This window comes from Kitasatospora sp. NPDC058046 (assembly GCF_042885595.1).
Classification (GTDB): domain Bacteria; phylum Actinomycetota; class Actinomycetes; order Streptomycetales; family Streptomycetaceae; genus Kitasatospora.
This window is the reverse complement of record NZ_JBHVRS010000013.1, coordinates 215,280-237,328: the sequence shown is the minus strand read 5'-3', so window position 1 is coordinate 237,328 and position 22,049 is coordinate 215,280. Positions and strand designations below refer to the sequence as shown.

The 22,049-nt window shown below is 74.9% G+C and carries 16 protein-coding genes, 3 tRNA genes and 1 pseudogene; 8 read left to right on the top strand and 12 right to left on the bottom strand.

The window, feature by feature from the left end; translation table 11 throughout:
- Positions 1-25 precede the first annotated feature (25 nt).
- The 4 genes and pseudogenes from ACFVU7_RS25745 to ACFVU7_RS25730 all read left to right on the top strand — a co-directional run.
- Positions 26-727, top strand: a pseudogene (locus ACFVU7_RS25745) (NDP-sugar synthase); the annotation flags it as partial.
- 125 nt (positions 728-852) lie between these two features.
- Positions 853-1,770, top strand: coding sequence for an NAD-dependent epimerase/dehydratase family protein (locus ACFVU7_RS25740; protein ID WP_388047357.1), 918 nt, complete (start codon positions 853-855; stop codon positions 1,768-1,770).
- Positions 1,767-2,462, top strand: coding sequence for a spherulation-specific family 4 protein (locus ACFVU7_RS25735; protein WP_074001827.1), 696 nt, complete (start codon positions 1,767-1,769; stop codon positions 2,460-2,462). Before ACFVU7_RS25740 ends, ACFVU7_RS25735 begins: the two co-directional genes overlap by 4 nt.
- A 22-nt stretch (positions 2,463-2,484) precedes the next feature.
- Positions 2,485-3,525 (top strand): endo alpha-1,4 polygalactosaminidase, encoded by a 1,041-nt coding sequence (locus ACFVU7_RS25730; protein WP_388047355.1) that lies wholly within the window; start codon positions 2,485-2,487, stop codon positions 3,523-3,525.
- 54 nt (positions 3,526-3,579) lie between these two features.
- Here ACFVU7_RS25730 and ACFVU7_RS25725 read toward each other — a convergent pair whose 3' ends face one another.
- Positions 3,580-3,780 (bottom strand): hypothetical protein, encoded by a 201-nt coding sequence (locus ACFVU7_RS25725; RefSeq protein ID WP_049650146.1) that lies wholly within the window; start codon positions 3,778-3,780, stop codon positions 3,580-3,582.
- A gap of 143 nt (positions 3,781-3,923) precedes the next feature.
- On the opposite strand from ACFVU7_RS25725, the gene ACFVU7_RS25720 reads away from it, so the two are divergent.
- Positions 3,924-4,877, top strand: a complete 954-nt coding sequence (locus ACFVU7_RS25720) for an aldo/keto reductase (protein ID WP_388047354.1) — start codon at positions 3,924-3,926, stop codon at positions 4,875-4,877.
- 97 nt (positions 4,878-4,974) lie between these two features.
- Here the strand turns inward: ACFVU7_RS25720 and ACFVU7_RS25715 are convergent, their stop codons facing one another.
- From ACFVU7_RS25715 to ACFVU7_RS25690, 6 genes are all read right to left on the bottom strand, one after another.
- A complete protein-coding gene (locus ACFVU7_RS25715; protein ID WP_380744351.1) occupies positions 4,975-5,970 on the bottom strand; it encodes a C40 family peptidase in 996 nt (331 codons plus the stop codon).
- Positions 5,967-7,241 carry an SPFH domain-containing protein gene (locus ACFVU7_RS25710; protein WP_380744353.1) on the bottom strand — a complete coding sequence of 425 codons (1,275 nt, stop codon included), beginning with the start codon at positions 7,239-7,241 and terminating at the stop codon, positions 5,967-5,969. Before ACFVU7_RS25710 ends, ACFVU7_RS25715 begins: the two co-directional genes overlap by 4 nt.
- Before the next feature lie 194 nt (positions 7,242-7,435).
- Positions 7,436-9,697 (bottom strand): Ig-like domain-containing protein, encoded by a 2,262-nt coding sequence (locus tag ACFVU7_RS25705; protein ID WP_388047352.1) that lies wholly within the window; start codon positions 9,695-9,697, stop codon positions 7,436-7,438.
- A 352-nt stretch (positions 9,698-10,049) separates the two neighbouring features.
- Positions 10,050-10,125, bottom strand: a tRNA-Arg gene (locus ACFVU7_RS25700).
- Positions 10,126-10,159: 34 nt separating this feature from the next.
- Positions 10,160-10,232: transfer RNA gene (locus ACFVU7_RS25695), tRNA-Arg, on the bottom strand.
- Between the two features lie 206 nt (positions 10,233-10,438).
- Positions 10,439-10,532, bottom strand: a tRNA-Ser gene (locus ACFVU7_RS25690).
- Between the two features lie 177 nt (positions 10,533-10,709).
- On the opposite strand from ACFVU7_RS25690, the gene ACFVU7_RS25685 reads away from it, so the two are divergent.
- Positions 10,710-14,216, top strand: a complete 3,507-nt coding sequence (locus ACFVU7_RS25685; protein ID WP_388047350.1) for a PAS domain-containing protein — start codon at positions 10,710-10,712, stop codon at positions 14,214-14,216.
- Between the two features lie 67 nt (positions 14,217-14,283).
- Here the strand turns inward: ACFVU7_RS25685 and ACFVU7_RS25680 are convergent, their stop codons facing one another.
- Positions 14,284-15,945: a long-chain fatty acid--CoA ligase gene (locus ACFVU7_RS25680; protein ID WP_074001832.1), complete on the bottom strand. Its 1,662-nt coding sequence runs from the start codon at positions 15,943-15,945 to the stop codon at positions 14,284-14,286.
- A 206-nt stretch (positions 15,946-16,151) separates the two neighbouring features.
- Positions 16,152-17,024: a glycoside hydrolase domain-containing protein gene (locus ACFVU7_RS25675; RefSeq protein ID WP_388047349.1), complete on the bottom strand. Its 873-nt coding sequence runs from the start codon at positions 17,022-17,024 to the stop codon at positions 16,152-16,154.
- A 152-nt stretch (positions 17,025-17,176) separates the two neighbouring features.
- Between ACFVU7_RS25675 and ACFVU7_RS25670 the strand changes: the two genes are divergently transcribed.
- Positions 17,177-18,244 carry a DMT family transporter gene (locus ACFVU7_RS25670; protein WP_199823150.1) on the top strand — a complete coding sequence of 356 codons (1,068 nt, stop codon included), beginning with the start codon at positions 17,177-17,179 and terminating at the stop codon, positions 18,242-18,244.
- A gap of 95 nt (positions 18,245-18,339) precedes the next feature.
- Here the strand turns inward: ACFVU7_RS25670 and ACFVU7_RS25665 are convergent, their stop codons facing one another.
- Together ACFVU7_RS25665 and ACFVU7_RS25660 are read right to left on the bottom strand one after the other, a co-directional pair.
- Positions 18,340-19,140 carry a pyridoxal 5'-phosphate synthase gene (locus tag ACFVU7_RS25665; RefSeq protein ID WP_234348562.1) on the bottom strand — a complete coding sequence of 267 codons (801 nt, stop codon included), beginning with the start codon at positions 19,138-19,140 and terminating at the stop codon, positions 18,340-18,342.
- A gap of 544 nt (positions 19,141-19,684) precedes the next feature.
- On the bottom strand, positions 19,685-20,014 hold the full coding sequence (locus ACFVU7_RS25660) for a hypothetical protein (RefSeq protein WP_388047347.1): 330 nt from the start codon (positions 20,012-20,014) through the stop codon (positions 19,685-19,687).
- Here ACFVU7_RS25660 and ACFVU7_RS25655 point away from each other — a divergent pair.
- On the top strand, positions 20,013-20,195 hold the full coding sequence (locus ACFVU7_RS25655; protein WP_143204509.1) for a hypothetical protein: 183 nt from the start codon (positions 20,013-20,015) through the stop codon (positions 20,193-20,195). The two genes, ACFVU7_RS25660 and ACFVU7_RS25655, sit on opposite strands and share 2 nt — an antisense overlap.
- 276 nt (positions 20,196-20,471) lie before the next feature.
- On the opposite strand, the gene ACFVU7_RS25650 is transcribed toward ACFVU7_RS25655, so the two are convergent.
- Complete coding sequence (locus tag ACFVU7_RS25650) at positions 20,472-21,836, bottom strand: FAD-binding oxidoreductase (protein ID WP_388047345.1); 1,365 nt, start codon at positions 21,834-21,836, stop codon at positions 20,472-20,474.
- Positions 21,837-22,049 lie beyond the last annotated feature (213 nt).

The window sequence follows — 22,049 nt, the reverse complement described above, 5'->3', positions numbered from 1 at the left end:
ACATCCTTTCCGTGGGGGAAACACCATGCACGCAGTGATCCTGGCCGGCGGTAAGGGCGTCCGTCTCCGCCCGTACACCACCGCGCTTCCCAAGCCGCTCGTCCCGATCGGCGACCAGCACGCGATCCTGGAGATCGTGATGCGCCAGCTCGCCGCCGCGGGCTTCCAGAGCGTCACCCTGGCCATCGGCCACCTCGGCCACATCATCCGCGCCTACGTCGGCAACGGCTCGCAGTGGGGCCTGCGGGTCGGCTACGCCGTCGAGGACAGCCCGCTCGGCACCATGGGCCCGCTGCTCACCATGCAGGAGCGCCTGCCCGAGCACTTCCTGGTGATGAACGGCGACATCCTGACCGACCTGGACTTCGCCGGGGTGCTCAAGCACCACGAGGCGTCCGGCGCCCCGCTGACCATCGCCACCTACGCCCGCCAGGTCAAGATCGACTTCGGCGTGCTGACCTCCGAAGAGGGCACCATCACCGGCTTCCAGGAGAAGCCCAGCATCGACTACCGCGTCTCGATGGGCGTGTACGGCGTCTCCCGCTCGGCGCTGGCCAAGTACACCCCCGGCCTGCCGCTGGGCTTCGACGAGCTGGTGCTCGACCTGCTGGCCGCCGAGACCCCGCCCGCCGCGTACGAGTTCGGCGGCTACTGGCTGGACATCGGCCGGCCCGACGACTACGACCGGGCCAACGCCGAGTTCTCCACCATCCGTCCGGTCCTGATGCCCTTCGAGTCGAGCGGCATCACACCGGGTGTCGCGGAGCTGCCGATCCCGGCCGCCCGCACCGCCCCGGACGACGCGACCACCGAGCCCGCCACCGCGGGCGCCGAGAGCGACGGACGGGCCGCGTGAGAATTCTGCTCCTCGGCGGCGACGGCTTCCTCGGCCGTCACGCCACCGCCGTCCTGCGGTCAGTGCCCGGTGCCACCGTGCTGACCGCGGGCCGGCGGCCCGCCCACGACCTCCGGCTGGACCTGGCCACCGCCCAGGCCGGCCCGCTCGGCGAGGAACTGTCCGCGCTGGCCCCCGACGCGGTGGTCAACTTCGCCGGCGCGGTGGCCGGCAGCGCGGTCAAGCTCGCCGAGGTGAACGCCCGCGGCCCGGCGGTGCTCTGCGAGGCGCTCTCCCTCGGCGCCCCGAAGGCCCGCCTGGTGCACATCGGTTCGGCCGGCGAGTACGGCGTCTGCGCGCGGGGCGAGTCCCTCGCCGAGGACGCCGACGCCCGCCCGGTCGGCGTGTACGGCGCGACCAAGCTGGCCGGCTCCCTCGCGGTGGCCGGCTCGTCGCTGGACGCCGTGGTGCTGCGGGTGTTCAACCCGGTCGGCCCCGGCGCCCCGGCGGGCTCGCTGCCCGGGCGGCTGGCCGCCGAGCTGCGCCGGGTGGCGCCCGAGGGCGCCGACGGCGTGATCACGGTCGGCGACCTCTCCGCCTACCGCGACTTCGTCGACGCCCGGGACGTGGCGAAGGCGGTCGGCCTGGCCGTCACCGCCGACCGTCCGCTCCCCCGGGTGCTCAACCTGGCCTCCGGGCACGCCCGGCAGGTCCGGGCGATCGCGGACGGGCTGGTCGCCGCGGCCGGCTTCACCGGCCGGATCGACGAGAGCGGGGCGGGCTCCGAGCGCTCGGCTGCGGTCTCCTGGCAGCAGGCCGACGTGTCGGCCGCCGACCGGGAGCTCGGCTGGCGGCCGGAGACGGACCTCGCCGACACCCTGCGCGACCTGTGGCTCGGCACCGCCGGGCCCACGCCCGACCCGGTGGTCGCATGACCGCCGGGCACACCCCCGACGGCCGCCTGCTGGTGCCGCTGTACGTCCACCCCGCGGTGGACCCGGCGGCCTGGCAGGCGGTCGCCGCCGCCGACCCCGCCCGGATCGCCGCCGTCGTGCTCAACCTCGCCGACGGTCCGGGCGAGTTCCCGGACCACGTCTTCGCCGAGGCCGCCGACGAACTCCGCGCCGCCGGACTGCCGTTGGTCGGCTACACCGACACCGACTACGGCCGCCGGCCGCACGCGGCCGTGGTGGCCGACATCCTGACGTACCGTCAGCGTCACGGCATCACCGGCGTCTACCTCGACCAGGTCTCCACCCACCCGGGTGCGCTCGCGCACTACCGGCGGCTGGCCACGGCCGCCCGCGCGGCCGGCTGCGGCACCGTGGTATTCGGCCACGGCGAGCACCCGGACCCGGGCTACGCCGAAGTCGGCCTGGCCGACCTGCTGGTGACCTTCGAGGGCGACTGGGACGCCTACCGCGCCATGACGCTGCCGCTGTGGACCGGCCGGCACGCGGCCTCCCGCTTCTGCCACCTGGTCTACGACGTCCCTTCCGAGCACGCCCAGGACGCCGCCGCCCTGATCGCCGCCCGGCGAGCCGGCGTCGGCTGCGCCGTACCGGGGGCCGGGGAGAACCCCTGGCGCACCCTGCCGTACGGCCTGAACGCCGCCGAACTGACCTGACCCGATCCGGAGTCCGACTACCGTGAACCGCCGCAACCACCGGCACCTCCCGGCCGCCCTGGCCCTCGCCACCGCCACCGCCCTGCTGGTCAGCTCGTGCAGCAGCTCGGGATCGGAGGACGACCAGGACTCGGCCGACGGCACCCCGAGCAACTCCCCCGCGGCCACCGCGCCGAGCACCCCCGGCACCCCCGACCCGAGCACCACCGAGCCGGGCACGCCGACCCCCGCGCCCACCGCCCCCGGCACCACCGCGCCCGCCCCGGGCACGCCCGGCAGCAGCACGCCTCCCGGCACCCCGCCGGGCACCGGCACCCCGCCGGGCACCGGCACCCCGCCGGGCAACCCGGCACCACCGGCCGGCGCCCGCTGGCAGCCCGCCCCGGGCCTCGCCTGGCAGTGGCAACTCGGCGGCGGCGTCGACCAGTCGGTGGACGTCCCGGTCTACGACATCGACGGCTTCGAGAACGACGCCTCGGTGGTGGCCGCGCTGCACGCCAAGGGCCGCAAGGTGATCTGCTACATCAACGCCGGCTCCTGGGAGGACTTCCGCCCCGACTCCGCCGCCTTCGCCAAGTCCCTCCAGGGCTCGGACACCGGCTGGAAGGGCGAGAAGTGGTTCGACATCCGCAAGCTCGACCAGCTGAAGCCGCTGATGGCCGCCCGCTTCGACATGTGCCGGAGCAAGGGCTTCGACGCCGTCGAGCCGGACACCATCGAGGCGTACAACCAGAACAGCGGCTTCCCGCTGACCCCGGACGACCAGCTCAGGTACAACCGGATGCTGGCCCAGCTCGCCCACGAACGCGGCCTGGCCATCGGCCTGAAGAACGACCTGGACCAGATCCCGGCCCTGCTCCCGGACTTCGACTTCGCGGTCAACGAGGAGTGCGCGCAGTTCGACGAGTGCGACCGGGTCGCGCCCTTCGTCAAGGCGGGCAAGGCGGTCTTCCACGTCGAGTACAAGCTCGACACGGACCAGTTCTGCGGCAAGGCCAAGTCGCTGGGCTTCAGTTCGATGCGGAAGAAGCTCGAACTGAACGCCTGGCGCAAGCCCTGCTGAGGTGTTCGTCTTCCGTCGCGCGGGTGACCCGGACGAGGGCCACCCGCGCGAAGGTCACTTGACCGCCAGCCAGACGACGGCGCCCAGGACGACCAGCACGACGACGGCGACCAGCGCGATCACGCCGGTGCGGCCGCTGCTCTTGCTGCTGCCGTAGGTGGAAACGTTGCCCGGGGCCTGGGGCGCCGGGCTCTCGTCGACGAACGCCCGGAACATCTGGGTGCTGCCGGCGGGGTCGTAGTCGTTGTCAGCCATGGCACGGACTCTAACGAATCGGCCCACCTCGGGCACACCCCGGACCCCCGTCGCGCGGACCACACCACCCTTCCGTGCAACAGCCTCGTGAAGACCGCGGGGTTCCCGGAATGCCGGGCCGGGCCATGGGGTTGACTGCCTTCATGACCGGAAACCACAGCCGGGTGAGCCTCGGCACCTCCGACCTGTCCGTCTTCCCGCTCTCCCTCGGCGGCAACGTCTTCGGCTGGACGGCCGACGAACAGCAGTCCTTCGCCGTCCTGGACGCCTACGCGGCGGCCGGCGGAAACTTCGTCGACACCGCCGACGTCTACTCCTCCTGGGCCCCGGGCAACACCGGCGGCGAGTCCGAGACCGTCCTCGGCAACTGGCTGCGCAGCCGCGGCAACCGCGAGGACGTCGTGATCGCCACCAAGGTCGGCATGCTCGCCGAGCGCGGTGGCCTGGGCGCCGCCAACATCAAGGCCGCGGCCGAGGACTCGCTGCGCCGCCTGGGCGTCGAGCGGATCGACCTCTACTACACCCACCGGGACGACGACACCCCGGTCGAGGAGTTCGTCACCGCGCTGGACGAGCTGGTCCGCGAGGGCAAGGTCCGGGCGGTCGCCGCCTCCAACATCTCCGCCGAGCGGCTCACCGAGGCGCTGGCCTTCGCCGAGCGCGAGGGCCTGGCGAAGTACGTCGCCGTCCAGCCGCACTACAACCTGGTCTCGCGCGGCACCTTCGAGGGCCCGCTGGCCGACGTGGTCGCCGAGCACGGCCTAGCCACCGTCCCGTACTACGCGCTGGCCTCCGGCTTCCTGACCGGCAAGTACCGTCCGGGCGCCGACGGCGTGGCCAGCGCCCGCGCCGAGGGCGCCGCCCGCTACCTGGCCGAGCCGCGCGGCCCCAAGGTGCTGGAGGCGCTGGACACCGTCGCCGCCGAGCAGGGGGTGGAGCCCGCCTCCGTCGCCCTGGCCTGGCTCGGCGCCCGTCCGACGGTCGCCGCCCCGATCGCCAGCGCCCGCACCGTCGAGCAGCTCCCGCCGCTGCTGGTCGGCGCCACCCTGCAGCTCACCCCGGAGCAGACCGCCCTGCTGGACGCCGCCTCCGCCTGAGCCCACTTGGCACCGCGGCCGCTCCGAACGCGGTCCGGGCCCCGACAGCGGCGCGCTGTCGGGGCCCGGTACGGCCTTCGCCGTTACGGCCGCGCGGTCACGGCCGCCCGAAGTGGGTGGGGTAGTAGCCCTGGCTGAGGGTCGAGATCCGGACGGTCGTGCCCGGCCGGGGAGCCTCCACGAACTTGTTGCCACCGAGGTAGATCCCCACGTGGTGGATCCCCGAGGCCCGGCCGCTGTCGGACCAGAACACCAGGTCGCCGCGGCGCAGCTGCCCGGCGCTGATCGGCGTGGTCGCCGCGTACTGGTCGTCGGCCACCCGCGGCAGGCTGATCCCCGCGCGCCGGTAGGCCTGCTGGACCAGCCCCGAGCAGTCGTAGCCGGACGGGCCGTTGCCGCCCCAGACGTACGGCTTGCCCAGCTGGGCGAGCGCGTAGTCGATGGCCGACTCCATGCTCCCGGAGGCCGGTGCGGGGTTCGCCGACGGACGGCTCGCGGGGGGCGCGGGCTGCGCGGGGGTCCGGGCGGAGCCGCCGGACTGCCCGGTGCGGCTCGCGTAGACGTCGTAGTGGCTGGTCCAACGCCACTCGCCGCTGCCGTTCTTGAACCAGTACTTCGAGCCGTCCCAGCCCTGGCGCATCCCGGCGGAGGAGGCCGAGCCGTTGGAGACGGCCTGAGCGGAGGAACCGGAGGAGCCGGCGGAGCCGCCGGACTGCCCGGTGCGGCTCGCGTAGACGTCGTAGTGGCTGGTCCAACGCCACTCGCCGGAGCCGTTCTTGAACCAGTACTTCGAGCCGTCCCAGCCCTGCTTCCCGGCCGCGGCGTGCGCGGATCCGGCGCCGGCCGTCAGGCCGACGACGCCGGCGCCCGCCAGCACGGTGGTGGCCAGGCAGGTGCCCCGCACGGCCCGGTGTATTCGGCTGCCGCCGGCCGCCGCCGCGGAGCGGGCGGTGCGCGGCCGGACGACGCAGTTCGGGCAGCCGCAGCCCGCGAGCGCGGGGATGCTGCCGAGGCGCTCCTCGAAGCCGATCAGTCCGGGATCGCCGTCGGGGCCGATACCGGACTCGGCGTACGCGCCGGTGGCTATCCTCATGCGGGTCGTCCTTCCTTCCGCCCGGCACGGGCGGCCGGGGACGGTACCGAGGCGGCCACTCCGGCCGGGGCGACGAAGGCGACCAGCAGCTGCTCCATCAGCGCGCTGCGGGCGGCCTCGTCCAGTTCGTGCGCGGTGGCCCGCTCCAGCCGGCGGACGGCGAGCGCCGCGGCCTCGACCGCGTCGTCCACCAGCACCGTGCGCAGGCCCGCGTCCAGGTCGGCCAGTCTGCGCCGGCGCATCGACTCGGCCACCTCGGGCGCGTAGTCCAGGGCCAGCGGCTGCACCGAGTAGACCTCCAGGCCGGCCGGGGCGACCTCGGCGGCCAGCGCCCTGGTCATCTCGTCGGCGAACCACTGCCCGTCGCGCAGCGCGGGGCCGGGCGCGGCGTTGCTGTCACAGGGCAGGGTGGACGCGGTGCGGGTGAGCACGGCCTGGACCTGCTCGCGCAGGTAGCTCTCGTGGTCCTCGATCGCGAGCAGCGCCCGCGCGGTGTCCTTGACCCGCCAGACGATCAGCAGCCGGACCACGATCGGCGTGCCGGTGCGGTCCACCACCTTGACCGGCTCGCTGCGCCAGTGCCGCAGCCGCACGTCCACCCGGCGGCGGCGCAGCAGCGGGTTGACCCAGACCAGGCCGGTCCGGCGGACGGTGCCCCGGTAGCGGCCCCAGCGGGTCAGCACCCGGGTCTCGCCGCCCGCGTTGGCCAGCAGCCCGGCGAGCGTGAACACCACCAGCAGGCCGGCGGCGGCCACCGCGGCGATCCACGGCGCGTCCACCTCCACCCGGCCGCTCTCCCGCGCGGCGCTGCCGCGCAGGTCGGGCAGCGCGTCCCAGTACGGGATGACGCCGGTGCGCAGCAGCACGAGCAGCACGCCGCCCACGCCGATCAGCACCGCCAGCAGGGCCAGCCAGCCGGGCAGCGCGGTGGCGCGCTGCTCGCGCAGCGCCTGGTCGGCGCGCGGCGGGCGCCGGGAGGTGGTGGCGGTCAGGGCCCCGGCCACCGTGGGGTCCGGGAGTTCGACGGTCTCCGGGGCGGCCGACTCCAGCGGGTCCCGCAGGTCCGCCGAGCCGCCGTGGGAGGGGCTCGGGACGACGGCCAGCGGGGTGGTCGCCGGACCGCTGTCGGCCGGGCCGCCCGGCTTGAGGGTCTTGACGGCGGTGGTCCCGGCCAGCGGGCCGGAGCCGACGGCGGAACGTTCCGGCAGGGCCGGCGGGAGCGCCTTGGGCAGGTTGTCGGGTCGCTGCGAAGAATCGCGGGTGACGTCCATGCACGGATCCTCTGGGTCGGTGTGTCGCGCAACGGGCGGCCCGGATCTGACGGGCAGTGCCAGGGTCAGGCTAAGTTCATACGTCATCAAATGCGACATTTGAGCCGAGGTGTGTCGACATTTACTGACGAATCATCCAAAGCCGACCTGACGCGCAGGCACATGAACTGATGGTCGGGACAGTTCGGCGCAGTTCAGCGCCGAGGAGCACCTGGCCTGCGAGCGAACACCCGACGGGTGATCAGCCCGAGGCCGGTGAGCACCAGCAGGAATCCGGCGATTCCACCGCGCCAGCCGGTCGCCCCGGAGCGCCCGGACGCGCCCTGCGCGGTCTCCACCGGCGGCGCCGCCAACGGCGGAACCGCGTCCCCGGCGGGCCCGGCGGAGTCGACCGGGTCGGCGGCTCCGGCCGGTGAGGGCCCGGGCCTCACCGCGACGACGGCCGCGGCCGGGGCGCCGTGGCCGGTAGCGGGGGCCGGCGTCAGGCTCGGGGAGAAGGCCTCGGCGGTCGAAAGGGTCGGGACGACGGGCCTGGTGGAAGCGGCGGACGCGGCCGCCACGGTCTTCGCGGGCCCGGGAGTCGCCCTCGACGGCCCCGCCGACGGACCGGAGCCCACCGGACTCGCCGTCACCGGCCCTGCGCCCACCGACGGAACGGCGACCGGCACCCCCGCGGGCGCCGCCACGGACGGAGTCGGCGAGGCCACCGCCGCACCCTGGGCGCTCGGGCTCGGCTTGGCGGGGCCCGAGGGCACCGCCACCGCACCTGATGCCACCGGAGTCGGCGACCCCGGCCTCGCCGCCACCGGGCTCGCTGCCGAACTCGACGCCGACACCGCCGCCGTCGGGCTCGACGCCCCCGGAGCCGTAGCCGAAGCCGTCGCCATTGCCGTCGCACTCGGAGCCGCCGCGCTCGGCAGCACCAGGCTCGGCAGTACCGGACTCTGCGCCGCCGCACTCGGCACCGCCGGGCTCGACGCCCCCGGAGCGGGCGCCGCCTCCGTCGTGGCGACCCGTACCGGCACCGGCTCCGCCGAGGCCGCGTTCCCCGCCCGGTCGGTCGCCGTGACGGTCAGCCACTGCTCCCCGGCCGCCAGGTCCCGGTTGGCCGTGCAGCTCCAGCTCCCGTCGAACGCCGTCGTCGCCCCGCAGAGCACCGTCCGCCGTTCCGGCTCCGCGCCCGCGTCGGCCCCCGTCGTGACCAGCACGTCCGTGCCCGGATCCGCCCGGCCGGCCAGCTTCGGCCGGCTGACCCGCACGGTCTCCCCCGGGGCCGGCGAGGTGAGCACCGGCCGGCCCGGCAGGGCGGTGGAGACGACCAGCGGGACCGGCAGCCCGGCCGTCCGGTTGCCCGCCCGGTCGACCGCGACCGGGGTGAGCAGGTGCTTCCCGTCCGTCAGGTCCTCGACCGGCAGGCAGGACCACGCGCCGCCCGCCGGCACCCCGGTGATGCACAGTTCGTCGCTGGAGCCCTCGTCGAGGACCGAGACGGTGCTGCCCGCCTCGCCGGTGCCGGTGAGCCGGAGCCCCGGGTCGTTGGTGTACGCGGGGACGGTGAGCGTGGGAGCGCCCGGCGGCACGGTCTTCACGTCGACCGTGACCGGATCGCCGCGCAGCACCACGCCGCCGCCGGTGGTCTCCACCGGGGTGAGGGCGTGCGGACCGACGGCCAGCTCCGTGCCGGGGCGGCAGGACCAGTCACCGCCGCTCCCGACCTCGGTCCGGCAGAGGACGGTGTCGCCCTCCCGGACCTCCACCGTGGCGCCGGCGACCGCGCCGTGGCCGCTGACCTGCGGGCGGGCGTCGGCGAGGACGGCACCGGCGACCGGCTCGGCGATCTCCGGCCGGGCGGCGCCGACGGTCAGCTCGATCCGCTGGTCGGCGGCCTGTCCGGAGTCGGCGAAGCCGCCGGAGGAGACGAGCTGTCCGGCGTCGCGGCCGATCCGCAGCCGGGCCCAGGTCTCACCCGAGGCCGCGCCGGGCGGAACGGTCCACTCCAGGGTCGCGGTGGCGGCGCCGACCGGGATCTCGGTCTGCACCCGCTGGGCGGGGTCGAACCGGCCGGTGCGGCCGAAGTCGATCCAGCCGGCCAGGGTGGCGGGCCGGTCGCCGACCGCGACCGGGACGGTGAGCCGGTAGTAGCGGCCGATCGCCGCCTCGGTGGGGAAGGGGAGGGCGATCGACACGTCGGCGCCGCTGCGGCCGGTGCGCGCCGGGGCGGTCGCGCCGGCGCCCAGGAGGAGGTCGGAGGCCACGTGCGTGGCGGTGCCGTACTCCTGCGGGGCGGCGTCGAGGTCGACCCGGACCGGGAGCCCGGAGGGCGGCACCGCCCGGTGTTCGGCGGACCGGGTGTCGGGGAACTGCCGGGCCGCCGCGAGCGGGACGTTCCACGCGGTCAGCAGCCCGCTCGCGAGGACGGCCAGGGCGACAGCCGTACGGGGAAACTGTCGGCTCATCCGGCTCTCCTTCGCGGTCGGCTGCCGGGGGGTGGGCAGTCTGCACAAGATCCGACAAAAAGGAATCACGATCCTGGGCCGGTCATACTGCGACACCGGTGCTTTTGGCCGTGTCCCACCCGTTCGGCGGTCATCCGGGCGGCAGGACGGGATGTACCCGAAACGGCTGCATTTCATCCATTAGGCGGCAATCGGCGCCACCCGAACGGACGCGGGAATGGCACCTCCAGGCCCATTCGGCGGACACCGGCCTCCGGGACGCGGCCACCCACCCGTGGCCTGTGTTCGAATCACTCGCCGGGTACGCCGGGGAAACGGAGAAGCCCCCGGCCGGTGGCCGGGGGCTTCTCGATGGTGCGCTCAGCAGGATTCGAACCTGCAACCTCTTGATCCGTAGTCAAGTGCTCTATCCGTTGAGCTATGAGCGCAAGGAACGGGCGAACCCGATCTTGCGGAGTTGAGTGCGCTCAGCAGGATTCGAACCTGCAACCTCTTGATCCGTAGTCAAGTGCTCTATCCGTTGAGCTATGAGCGCTCGCCCTGGTGAACGTTGCCGCCGGGGCGTTGCGGGGACAACATTACATGACCTGCGGCGTAGGACGAAATCGGTTGTTCCGGGCCCCGCCCGACCCCTCCCGACCTCCTCCCGGCCCCGCCGGGGCCGCGCTCCGGGCCGTCCCGGACCGCAGCCGGGAACGCGAAGAGCCCCCGCCGACGAGATCGTCGACGGGGGCTCCCGACTGGCGGAGGCTGAGGGATTTGAACCCTCGATCAGGAATAACCCCGAAACCGCATTAGCAGTGCGGCGCCATAGACCGGACTAGGCGAAGCCTCCCCACAGGGATCGTACCCGCGCGAGCGGAGCCGTTCCGTGTGTCAGTGATGATGCCACAACCGTGGGGCTCGGCACCAACCGCCGCCAACGTTACTAGGCGGGTCGACTCCGCCGCAAAGAAGAATGAGATACTGCCGTCTCCGGAGGAGCTGCCCCGAGCCGAGGAGACCTGTCGACGTGAGCAGCAGGCCGATCCGAGGCGCTGCTCGCCTCGCCGCCATACTCGACGCCCTGCCCGACGCGTTGCTGCTGGTGAACAGCAACGGCACCGTCGTGGACGCCAACAGCGCGGCGGTCCAGGCGTTGCAGGCGCCGGGCACCTCACTGGTCGGCATGGGCGTGCTGGGTCTGCTGCCCGAGTTCGACCCCAGCCGCATCCCCGGCTCGATGCGACCGGCCACCCGCGACGGCGACGCCCTCGACCGCCCGGTCCGGATGACCGCCCACCGCACCGACGGCACCACCTTCCCGGTCGAGGTCTCCGGCAACGACTTCGCCGACGACGGCGACGGCCGCGGCTACGCGCGCTCCCCGTACGACTCGTACCGCGAGAACTCGCCCTCCTCCTCCGACCTGCTCCTGCTGCTGGTCCGCGACCTCTCCGGCCGGCTGGGCGTCGAGGCCGAGCTGCGCCGCCAGCACAAGCAGACCGAGATGATCCTGCGGGCCGCCGCCGAGGGCGTGCTCGGCGTCGACCTCGAAGGCCGCTGCGTGCTGGTCAACCCGGCCGCCGCGCACATCCTGGAGTACCGGGCGAGCGAGCTGGGCGGGCGCGAGCTGCACCCGCTGATCCAGCACTCCCGGGCCGACGGCACCCCGCTGGCGCTGGAGGAGTCGGCGCTGCTGGACACCCTCACCTCCGGGCGCAAGCACCGGGTGCGCGGCACCGTGCTGTGGCGCAAGGACGGCCGGCCGGTCACCGTCGACCTCACCACCGCCCCGGTCCGGGACGGCGACCAGCTGGTCGGCGCGGTGATGACCTTCACCGACCGCAGCCGCGAACTCGCCCTGGTCGCCCGCAACGAGCACCTCACCGCCGTCCTGGAGAGCGAGCTGGGCAGTGCCCTGAACGCACTGAACGAGCGGCTGGACGCGCTCGCCGCCGACCCGGCCGGCCAGCTCTGGCCGGAGGCCAACTGGACGCTGCGCCGGCTGGCCGCCGAGTGCCGCCGGTACGGGAAGCTGATCGACGGGGTGCTCGACCACCAGCGCTGCGAGGCCGGCGAGAGCGGCGCCGCCGAGGCCAAGGACGGCAAGGACGGCAAGGAGCCCAAGGCCGGCGCCAAGGACGGGCCGAAGGCCGCGTCCCGGGTCCCGGTCGGCCTGGACAAGGTGGTCCGCCGGGCCGTCGAGGAGGCCGGCGAGCTGGTCGGCCCCGGCCGGGTGCGGTTCTCGGTGCACGCCGCCGCGGTCGAGGTGATCGCCGACGAGCGGCGGCTGGCCCAGGCGCTGGCCCACCTGGTCGCCGACGTCAGCGGCGTCGGACTCTCCCTGGACGCCCCCGTCGCCCCCTCCCCCGGTCTGACCGTGCCCGGGCTGAACGGCGCCGCCGCGCCCGCGCTGCCGCCCGCCCCCGAGCCGCCGACCGTCGTACTGGCCGCCGCCCAGCGCGGCGAGGTCGCCCGGGTCGAGATCCGCGGCCCCGGCGTCGGCGGCAGCCCCGTCCACCTGCCGATAGCCCGCGCGGTGGTCGAGCGCCACGGCGGCGTGCTCCAGCCGCACGAGCTGCCCGGCAAGGCCGGCACCACGTACGTCGTCGAGCTGCCGCTGGACCCGGTCGCCGCGAAGGCCGCCGCCGAGCGCGCCGCCGCCGAAGGCCGCTCCGACCGGCCCAAGGAGAGCGACAGCGCCGTCCTGCCGGAGCTCCCGGGCATCCCGCAGCTGCCCAGCAGCGGCGAGGGCGCCGAGCCCGCGGCGGCCGACGAGCAGCCCGCTTCCGAGACTCCCGAGGCCGCCGCGGCCCCCGCCGCGGAGCGGGCGCCCGCCGAGGAGCCGCCCGCCGAGCGGCGCGGCCGCCGCGGCCGCCCGGCCGCCGAGACCCCGGCGTCCGACACCCCCGACGCCCCTGACGTCCCCGGCGTCCCCGGTGCTCCCGGCAACCCCGACATCCCGGCCGACCAGTGGCCGAACGCCCCCGCCCGGGTCGAGCGGGCCGTCCCCGAGCAGTGGAACGGCACCGGCAACGACCCCGCGTACGGCCGCCAGGGCCTGGCCGGGCCGAACGGCGCCCAGAGCGACCCGTGGGGCAAGGACGACGGCCGCTCCGGCCCCGCCTACGCCGTGCCCGTCGAGGGCCACCGGGCGCAGCCGAACCGCCCCGGCGGGCGCGAGCCGCTCGCCCTCGGTCCGGCCCCCGCGCCCGCCGCCCCGGACGGCACCCCGCCCGGCGGCACCCCGACCGCCGAGGCGGCCCAGGAGCAGGCCTCCGGCGAGACCAGGCACCGCCGCCGCCGCGCGCTGCCCTCGGCCGAGGAGTCCTCCGGCGGCTTCGCCCTGCCCGGGGCGGCCGACACCCCGGTCTACCCCGGTCTGGAGCACGCCCTGCCGGTCGGCCCCGCGCCCGCGCCGCCCGAACCGGCCGCCGCCCCGACCGGGCGCCGCCGCCGGCTGGCCGTCCCGCCGGGGCCCGGCCCGGACGCCCTGGTGAACGCCTCCGGCCCGTCCGGACAGGGAGGCCAGGCCGGCCAGGCGCAGCCCTCCCCCGGCACCGCGCTGGCGCCCGCCCGGGCCGCGCTGCCCGCCGCCGAGGAGCCGTCCGGCCCGCGCCCGGTCGGCACCGGACTGGGCGAGCTCGCCCCGCCGCGCCAGCTCGGCCCGGTGCCCGCCGCCGCGCCGCAGCCGCCCCTCCCGGCCGACGCCGCCCGGACCGCGCCGCGCCCGATGGCCGAGCTCCCGCCCGCCGAGGAGCGGCCCGCACCCGAGCAGCCGTCGGCCCCGACCGGCGAGCTGGCCAACACCCGCCGGCTGCTGGTCTGGCCCGAGCCCGACCCGGCCACCAAGCAGGCCCTCCAGGCGCGCGGCTACCTGCCGGTGATCGTCCGCTCCCGCGAGGAGGTGGACGCCCAGGTCCCCGGCTTCCCCGCCGCCCTCTTCGTCGACCCGCTGACCGGCCCGATCACCCGCACCGCGCTCCAGTCACTGCGCACCGCGGCGCTCAACCGCAGGGTCCCGGTGCTGGTCACCGCCGGCCTCGGCCAGGCCACCCGGGACGCCGCGTACGGGGCCGACCCGGCCGTCCTGCTGCGCGCCCTCGCACCGCGCGACGGCGAGCAGCACGCCCCGCGGGTGCTGCTGGTCGAGGGCGACCCGGACATCGCCGCCGCCATGATCAGCAGCCTGGAGCGGCGCGGCATGCACGTCGAGCACGCGGTGGACGAGAACGACGCGGTGGCCCGGGCCAGCAGCGTGCAGCCCAACCTGGTGGTGATGGACCTGCTGCAGATCCGCCGCCGCCGGGTCGGCCTGCTGGACTGGCTGCGCGCCAACGACCGGCTGCACCGCACCCCGCTGGTGGTCTACACCTCGGTGGACCTCGACCCGCGCGAACTGCCCCGGCTGCGCACCGGCGAGACGGTGCTGTTCCTCGCCGAGCGCTCGACCAGCGAGGACGTCCAGTCCCGGATCGTCGACCTGCTCGGGCGGATCGGCGCGATGGGCGAGGCGGGCGTCGCCGCCGCCGGCTGAGGCACGCCGAACACGTGGAAGGGCCGGCCGTCCCCGTTCGTACGGGGGCGGCCGGCCCTTCGCGCGGTCACTCCTTGCCGAGCACCGTGACGTCCAGCTCCTCGGCCGCGTAGCTGGCCCGGATCACCTTCTTGTCGAACTTGCCGACCGAGGTCTTCGGCACCGACTCCACGATCGACCAGCGCTCCGGCAGCTGCCAGGAGGCGATCCGCTCGCCCAGGAAGGCCCGCAGCTCCTTCAGCCCCGCGGTCGCGCCCGGGCGCAGCACCACGGTGGCCAGCGGGCGCTCGCCCCACTTCTCGTCCGGGACGGCGACCACGGCGGCCTCGGCCACGTCGGGGTGGGCCATCAGGGCGTTCTCCAGCTCGACCGAGGAGATCCACTCGCCGCCGGACTTGATGACGTCCTTGGCCCGGTCGGTGAGGGTCAGGTAGCCGTCGGCGGTGATGGTGCCGACATCGCCGGTGCGCAGCCAGCCGTCCTCGGAGAACTTGTCGTCCGGGCGGACCGGGTCCTGGCCGGCGCCGCCGTAGTACGCCCCGGCGATCCACGGGCCGCGCACCTCCAGCTCGCCCGCCGAGACGCCGTCGTGCGGCATCCGCTCGCCGCCCGGGCCGATCAGCCGGGCCTCGACGGAGGCCGGGAAGATGCCCTGGGTGATCCGGTACGGCCACTCCTGCTCGGGGGTGAGGCCGCCCGGCGGCTGGGCGAAGGAGCCGAGCGGGGAGGTCTCGGTCATGCCCCAGGCGTGCAGCACCCGGATGCCGTGGCGCTCCTCGTAGGCCTTCATCAGGGAGGGCGGACAGGCGCTGCCGCCGATGACCACCATGCGCAGGCTGGAGGTGTCGTAGTCGCCGGCGTCGAGCTCGCCCAGCAGGCCGGCCCAGATGGTGGGGACGGCGGCGCTGACGGTCGGGCGGACGGCCGCGATCATCTCGGCCATCGGCTTGGGCTGGAGGAAACGATCCGGCATGAGCAGGTTGGCGCCGGACATGAAGGCCGCGTGCGGGATGCCCCAGGCCTGGACGTGGAACATCGGGACCACTGGCAGCGCGGTGTCGCTCGGGGTGAAGGCGAAGTTGTCGCCGGTGTTGACCTGGAGGCAGTGCAGGTAGACCGAGCGGTGGCTGTAGAGCACGCCCTTCGGGTCCCCGGTGGTGCCGGAGGTGTAGCAGAGGACGGCGGCCTGCCGCTCGTCGATGTCGCGCTGCCACGGGTACTCGGTGGGCCGGCCGGCGATCAGCTCCTCGTAGTCGTGCACGCCGCCCGCGAAGCCGGCCAGCACAGAGCGGTCGCCGGGGCCGCTGACCACGATGTGCCTGAGGGTCGGCGCGAGGTCCGGCAGGACGGCGGCGAGCAGCGGCAGGACGCTGCCGTTGACGATGATCACGCGGTCGGCGGCGTGGTTGACGATGAACGACAGCTGCTGGGACGGCAGCCGCAGGTTCAGCGTGTGCAGCACGGAGCCCGCCGAGGGGACGGCGAGGTACGCCTCCAGGTGCTCGGCGTTGTTCCACATCAGCGTCGCTATGACGCTCTCCTCGGTGCACCCGAGCTCGTCGCGCAGGGCCCAGGCGAGCTGGGCGGCGCGGGCGCCGACCTCGGCGTAGGTCCGGACGACCGGGCCGGTGCCGTCCCAGGTGGTCACGGTCGAACGGCCGTGGACCGTGGACCCGTGCTCCAGGATTCGGGCGACGGTGAGCGGAACGTCCTGCATCGTGCTGAACACGGGTCCTCCTTGACCTGGCGGCACTGGGGGCTGCGCTCGCGGCACCTACCGGGCGGTAATGCGCGCGGACGTGCCCGATTGTGCCGCTCCCACCCCCTGCTGTCAGTATCCCGGCCCCGTTGCGCGGATCACGGATTCGTCCCGGTTCCGCCCCCGGCCCGCTCCCCGCCCTGGGCAGGGAGTGGGCCGGTGATCGGCGGCGGGTCTCAGCGGGCGGTCGGGCCGTCCACGTGGTTGCGGTCCACGGTGAGGGTGGCGCCGCCGAAGGTCTCCTCGACGTTGCCGTGGTACTGGTGGACGCGCTGGTGGAAGGTCCAGAGGTCGGGGGCCAGGGCGCCGGAGCCGTCGGTGTCGGCCTGGCCGTCCCAGCGGGCGTACCAGAGCGCGTCGGGCATCGGGGAGCCGCCGGCCCGGGCGGCGGCGGCGAGGTCCGCGATGCCGGAGTCGAGGCTGGAGTAGAAGCCGGAGCGGTAGCCGGCCGCGTGCAGGCCCGCCGTCCAGCCGAGGGTGAAGTCGACCACGGCCTGGCCGCAGGCCGGGTCGCGCAAGGGATAGGCCTCGATGTCCAGGTAGACCGGGCTGCCCTTGGCGAAGCCGAGCGCGCGCAGGGACCGGGCGGCCTCGTCCGCCTCCTCCCGGCCCTGCTCGACGGCCTTCCCCGGGTCGATCCGCTTGGGCTTGTGGCCCGGATCGGCGCACGGCGCCTGCAGTCCGACGTGCACCGGCAGGAACCGCCAGCCCAGCGCCCGCACCTGGCGCACCCACTCGGCGGTGAGCCGCGGCTGGCCGCAGCCGCGCTGGGAGCCGCTGGTGTAGACGCCGAGCGCCCCGTACGGGGAGGCGTCGCGCCAGGCCTTCAGGGTGTCGAGCGGCGGTGCGGTGCAGGCGTCGAAGGCGGGGCCGCTCCAGGCGTCGCGGGCCCGGGGCGGGCCGGACCGGTCGGGCAGCCTGACGGCCCGGATGCGGGGGGCGGCGCCGGCGGCCGGGGTGACGGCTTCGGCGTTCACGACCGTCCCGTCGGTGGCCAGCAGGAGCACGAGGGCGGCGGCGAGGAGGGCGGCGGAGCGGAGATGGCGCACCCCGCCTTGATACTGACGGTCCGTCGGACGACCGCGGCAGCCACGCCGCGACACCCGCGCGAGTCCACCCTTTCGGACGCACCCGTCCGTATCCGTCCCGATTTTTGTAACGAGCTTGCTGGTTCATCACTCCTTACGGCAAACTCACAAATATGCCCACCTCCCATACCAGCGAAACCCCTGCCGCCTCGTCGTCGGCCGCCGCCGTCGCCGAGGCCCTGGCCATGCCGCCCTCCCCCAAGGGCGAGCCCGCCGGCGAGCGGGGCAGCTGGCGACGAGGTGGGGCGTCCGGCCCCTCGGCGCCACCCGAAGTCCACCCCGGCCGGTCCACCGGCCGGTTCGGCAAGGTCCTGCGGCGCCCGGAGCGGATCCCGGCGCCGCTTCTCTGTCTGACCGCGATGTTCCTGGTGCAGACCGGCATCGCCCTGTCCAAGCCGCTGTTCGGCCCGCTCGGCGTCAGCGGCACGACCTTCCTCCGGCTCGGCTTCGCCGCCGTCATCCTGCTCGCCGTCACCCGGCCGAAGCTGCGCGACAAGCGCCCCCGCGACCTCGCCGCGGCCGCGCTGCTCGGCATGGCCTCGGCCGGGATGACCTTCCTGTTCGCCGGGGCGATCGACCGGCTGCCGATGGGCACCGCCGCGACCATCGAGTTCCTCGGCCCGCTCGCCGTCGCCCTGGTCTTCGCCCGGCGCGCCAGCCACCTGCTCTGGGCGCTGCTCGCGGCCGCGGGCGTGGCGCTGCTGACCCTGCTCGGCGAGGGCGACGGCGGCGGATCGCTCGACCCGGTCGGCCTGCTGTACGCCTTCGGGGCGGCCGCCTGCTACGCCCTGTACATCCTGTTCACCGACAAGGTCGGCGCGGCCTTCCAGGGCTTCCAGGGCCTGGCGGTGTCGATGACGGTCGGCGCGCTGACGCTCGCGCCGTTCGGGCTCGGCCAGGCCTGGCACGGGCTGACCGCGCCCGAGGCCTCGCCGGTGGCGCTGCTCGCCGCGGTGGCCGGGGTGTCGCTGCTGCTGCCGGTGATCCCGTACGCGCTGGAGATGACCGCGCTGCGACGGATGCCGCAGCGGGTGTTCAGCGTGCTGGTCAGCCTGGAGCCGGCGGTCAGCGCGCTGGTCGGGCTGGTGGTGCTGGGCCAGCTGCTGGGCGCGCCGCAGCTGGCCGGGATCGGGTGCGTGGTCGCGGCCAGCGTGGGGGCCACGCTGACCGGGCGACGGTAGCCCGCGCCGGTTTGGCCCCCAGGACACCTCGGTGGCCTGGGGGGCCTGGGTGCCCTGGGGACCCGGCGGCGTTACGGCCTTACGGCGCTACGGCGCTACGGCCAGAGCAGGGTGCGCGACCACTCCGGGGAGCTGACCGGGCCGGTGCGGGTGTAGCGCAGCCGGGTGTGCCGGCGCTGGGCGTCGCCCTGCCAGAACTCCACCTCGTGCGCCCACAGGGTGTAGACCGCGTGCCCGGGCGCGACCGCGTCCGGGTGCGCCTCCAGCCGGCGACGGGCGACCGCCTCCGCCTCGTCGTACTCGGCGACCGAGCCCAGCGGCTCGCTCTGCCGCCCGACCAGCGCACCGACCCGGGCGGCGGGCGAGCGGGTGGCGAACTCGGCGGCGGCGACCAGGTCGGCGGCCCGCTCGACGGTGCCGCGCACCCGGACCTGGCGGCCCAGCTGCGGCCAGTAGACGGTCAGCGCGGCGGCCGGGTGCTCGGCGAGCTGGCGGCCCTTGGGGCTGTCGGCGGCCGCCGAGAAGTTCCAGCCGGTGCCGGCCGCGTCGACGTCGCGCAGCACCAGCACCCGGGCGTCCGGCATGCCGTCCGCGTCGACGGTCGAGAGGGTGAAGGCCTGCGGGTCCAGCACACCGGCGTGCAGCGCGGTGGCGAGCCAGTCCACGAACAGCGGGCCGGGCTCGGCCGGGGCGGCCTGGTGGTCGAAGGACGGCAGCGGGCGGGCCATCGGCGGGCGGCCGAGCAGTAGTTCGGGGACGGACCTGGGCCCGGAGCGGTGCTCGTGGAGCGGCTCGGCCGACGGCTCCGGGCGCGCGTCCGCCGCCGGCTCCGCCCCGGCCTCCGGTGCGGGCCTGGCCTCGTCCGGGCCGGTCAGGCCCTCCTCCTCCGCCGCCATCGCGCACCCTTCCTTCCGATTGCCGCGGTCGCCGCCCCGGCCGGGCCGGTCCATCCGGGCCCGGGCACGTGGGTGCGCTGTCGGAGCGCAACCGTACCGCCGTGGGCCGACGGCTCCGGGCGCGGGCCCTCGGTGGACGGATCCGGGCCGGTCGGCGGGGGATTCCGGGGACGCCTGGCGGGGTGCTCCGACGGCGATGCGCGGCGGGGAGATCCGGCGGGGAGGCCCGGCGGGGACGTCCTGCGGGGACGCCCGGGCCGACGGCCGGGGAACCCGGGACCTGCGCCGGACACACTCGTGGGCGGTGCCGATGGCGGCACCGCCCACGAGACCGGTTTCGCGGTGACCCTTTCCGCAGGCCGGTCGTTGCGCTGTTCCCTCTGGTGGTGATGCGTTGGTGGTTCGGTGTCCGTTCCGGCCGTTCCGTTCCGGTCCGGGCCTGTCGGCGGGTGCTCAGCTCACCCGCGTCCACCCACGTCCGGCGCCCCCGCCTTCCGTGGTGCCCGGTGCCGTCACTCGGCCGTGCGGCCGGTCAGTCGGCCGGTCAGTTGAAGGTCGGGGCGACGACGACGCTGACGTCCTTGTTGCCCTGGCCTCCCTGGACGGTGCCGGTGTTGTCCTTCACCGCGATGGTGTTGTCCTGGTTCGTGGCGCCGGAGCCGGCGGCGGTCTGCTGGGTGGAGACGTAGTTGCCGTCGACCCCGCCGAACACGTTGCCGGTGCCGGTGTCGGAGACCGCCCCGGCGTTGGAGGCGCCCTCGGCGCCCGCGCCGTTGTCGGCGGCGGCAGCCCCGGCACCGGCCAGCAGCAGGCCGGCCGCGAGCGGGCCGGCGAGTAGGAGCCCGGCTGTTCGACGGGGGTGGGTGCGAGCCATGAATGCCTCCGGGAAGCTGCTTGTCGCGCAATGGTCGATCAAGGTGCGCAAGGTTCGTCGACCGGACGAACACCTGCGGGCTGCGACGCCGGAAGACAGACTTCCGCAACAAATCGACAAAGCGCTAGCTCACACGGCGAATTTCGCCCGTTTGCGTGATATCCACCCGGGCCGCGCATGACGGCCGGGAAAACGGAAAACGCGGCGAGATACCCCGTCCGAGCTGGGACTTCACCCGTACGGCCGCTGGTCGATGGTCGATCCGGGGGACGGCGCGGCACCGTCACACGATCCGCTGGGCGCACCACCCTGGCGCGTGCGAACCGCACGCGCGCCCCCGGAAAAGTTCGGTCACCCTCCCATGTCGACTTTCCCGGTCATGAAAAGGCCGTCGGATGCCACACCACGACGGCAGGGGTTCGGACGTGCGGTCCCCGCCGAAATACTTCAGTGAAAATCAGATCATCTTGCCGGGATTCAGAATTCCCAGCGGATCGAAGACCGCCTTCAGCTGCCGCTGCAGGTCCAACGCCACCGGGCCCAACTCACGGGCCAGCCAGTCCCGCTTCAGCAGCCCCACACCGTGCTCCCCGGTGATCGTGCCGCCCAGCTCCAGCCCGAGCGCCATGATCTCGTCGAAGGAGCGCTGGGCCCGGGCCGTCTCCTCCTCGTCCGAGGCGTCGAAGATGACGATCGGGTGGGTGTTGCCGTCCCCGGCGTGACTGACCACCCCGATGGTCAGCCCGTGCCGCTCGGCGATCACCGCGACGCCGTTCAGCATCTCCGCCAGCCGGGAGCGCGGCACCGCCACGTCGTCGATCATCGTGGTGCCCAGCCGGTCCAGCGCGGGCAGCGCCATCCGCCGGGCGGCCAGCAGCAGATCGGACTCCGCCTCGTCCTCGGCCGGCACCACCTCCGTCGCCCCGGCCTCCCGGCACAGCCGCGCGACCCGGGCCAGCTCGGCCACCCGGTCCGGCCCGTCGAAGGCCACCAGCAGCAGCGCCTGGGTGGACTCCGGCAGCCCCATCCGCCCCAACTCGTTGACGGCCCGCACCGAGACCGCGTCCATCAGCTCCATCAGCGACGGGGTCAGACCCCGCGCCATCACCTCGCAGACCGCCGCCCCGGCCGTGTCCGCGCTCGGGAACTCCGCCGCCAGCGCCAGCTGCGGGGCGGGCGCCGGCCGCAGCGACAGAACCGCCCGGACCACCACCCCGAGCGTCCCCTCCGAGCCGACGAACAGCCTGGTCAGGTCGTACCCGGCCACACCCTTCGCCGTCCGGCGGCCGGTGGACAGCAGCCGCCCGTCCGCCAGCACCACGTCCAGCCCGAGCACGTACTCGCTGGTGACCCCGTACTTCACGCAGCAGAGCCCACCGGCCCCGGTGCCGATGTTGCCGCCGATCGTGCAGGACTCCCAGCTGGACGGGTCCGGCGGATACGAGAGGCCCAACTCCTCGACAGCCCTGGACAGTTCGGCGTTCACCACACCGGGCTCGACCACCGCGATCCGGTTCACCGGGTCGATCTCCAGGATCCGGTTCAGCTTCACCAGCGACAGCACGACGCAGCCGTCCACCGCGTTCGCCGCACCCGACAGCCCGGTCCGGGCACCCTGCGGCACCACCGGGACGCGCAGCTCGGTCGCGGCGCGCAGCACGTGCCGCACCTGCTCGACCGTCTCCGGGAACACCACCGCCGCGGGCTGCCCGGCCGCGCAGAAGCCCGCCATGTCGTGGCGGTACGCGGCGGTCACGTCCGGGTCCATCACGACGGCCCCGTCCGGGAGGCCCTGCGCCAGTCGGTCCGTCAGATCACTCATCGCCGCCTCCACTCACCGCCCGACCGCCTCCACCTCCGCACTCTGCCCGGACGGCAGGGGGCGGGCAAGTGGGCCACGGGAAGGGCGGGCGCCGGGACGGGCAGGGGCAGGTGAACGGGCGGGAGGACGAGGCACCGCCCGGACGGCAGGGGGCGGGCGGGCACCGGGGCTGGAGGCAAGGGCCACCGTACGGGGAGGTGCCGGCCGGATCCC

Excerpts from the sequence above, each read along its gene's own strand:
- ACFVU7_RS25735 (WP_074001827.1), top strand. The coding sequence starts at position 1,767 with ATGACCGCCGGGCACACCCCCGACGGCCGCCTGCTGGTGCCGCTGTAC.
- ACFVU7_RS25725 (WP_049650146.1), bottom strand. The coding sequence starts at position 3,780 with ATGGCTGACAACGACTACGACCCCGCCGGCAGCACCCAGATGTTCCGG.
- ACFVU7_RS25720 (WP_388047354.1), top strand. The coding sequence starts at position 3,924 with ATGACCGGAAACCACAGCCGGGTGAGCCTCGGCACCTCCGACCTGTCC.
- ACFVU7_RS25715 (WP_380744351.1), bottom strand. The coding sequence starts at position 5,970 with ATGAGGATAGCCACCGGCGCGTACGCCGAGTCCGGTATCGGCCCCGAC.
- ACFVU7_RS25710 (WP_380744353.1), bottom strand. The coding sequence starts at position 7,241 with ATGGACGTCACCCGCGATTCTTCGCAGCGACCCGACAACCTGCCCAAG.
- ACFVU7_RS25705 (WP_388047352.1), bottom strand. The coding sequence starts at position 9,697 with ATGAGCCGACAGTTTCCCCGTACGGCTGTCGCCCTGGCCGTCCTCGCG.
- ACFVU7_RS25670 (WP_199823150.1), top strand. The coding sequence starts at position 17,177 with ATGCCCACCTCCCATACCAGCGAAACCCCTGCCGCCTCGTCGTCGGCC.
- ACFVU7_RS25665 (WP_234348562.1), bottom strand. The coding sequence starts at position 19,140 with ATGGCGGCGGAGGAGGAGGGCCTGACCGGCCCGGACGAGGCCAGGCCC.
- ACFVU7_RS25655 (WP_143204509.1), top strand. The coding sequence starts at position 20,013 with ATGAATGCCTCCGGGAAGCTGCTTGTCGCGCAATGGTCGATCAAGGTG.
- ACFVU7_RS25660 (WP_388047347.1), bottom strand. The coding sequence starts at position 20,014 with ATGGCTCGCACCCACCCCCGTCGAACAGCCGGGCTCCTACTCGCCGGC.
- ACFVU7_RS25650 (WP_388047345.1), bottom strand. The coding sequence starts at position 21,836 with ATGAGTGATCTGACGGACCGACTGGCGCAGGGCCTCCCGGACGGGGCC.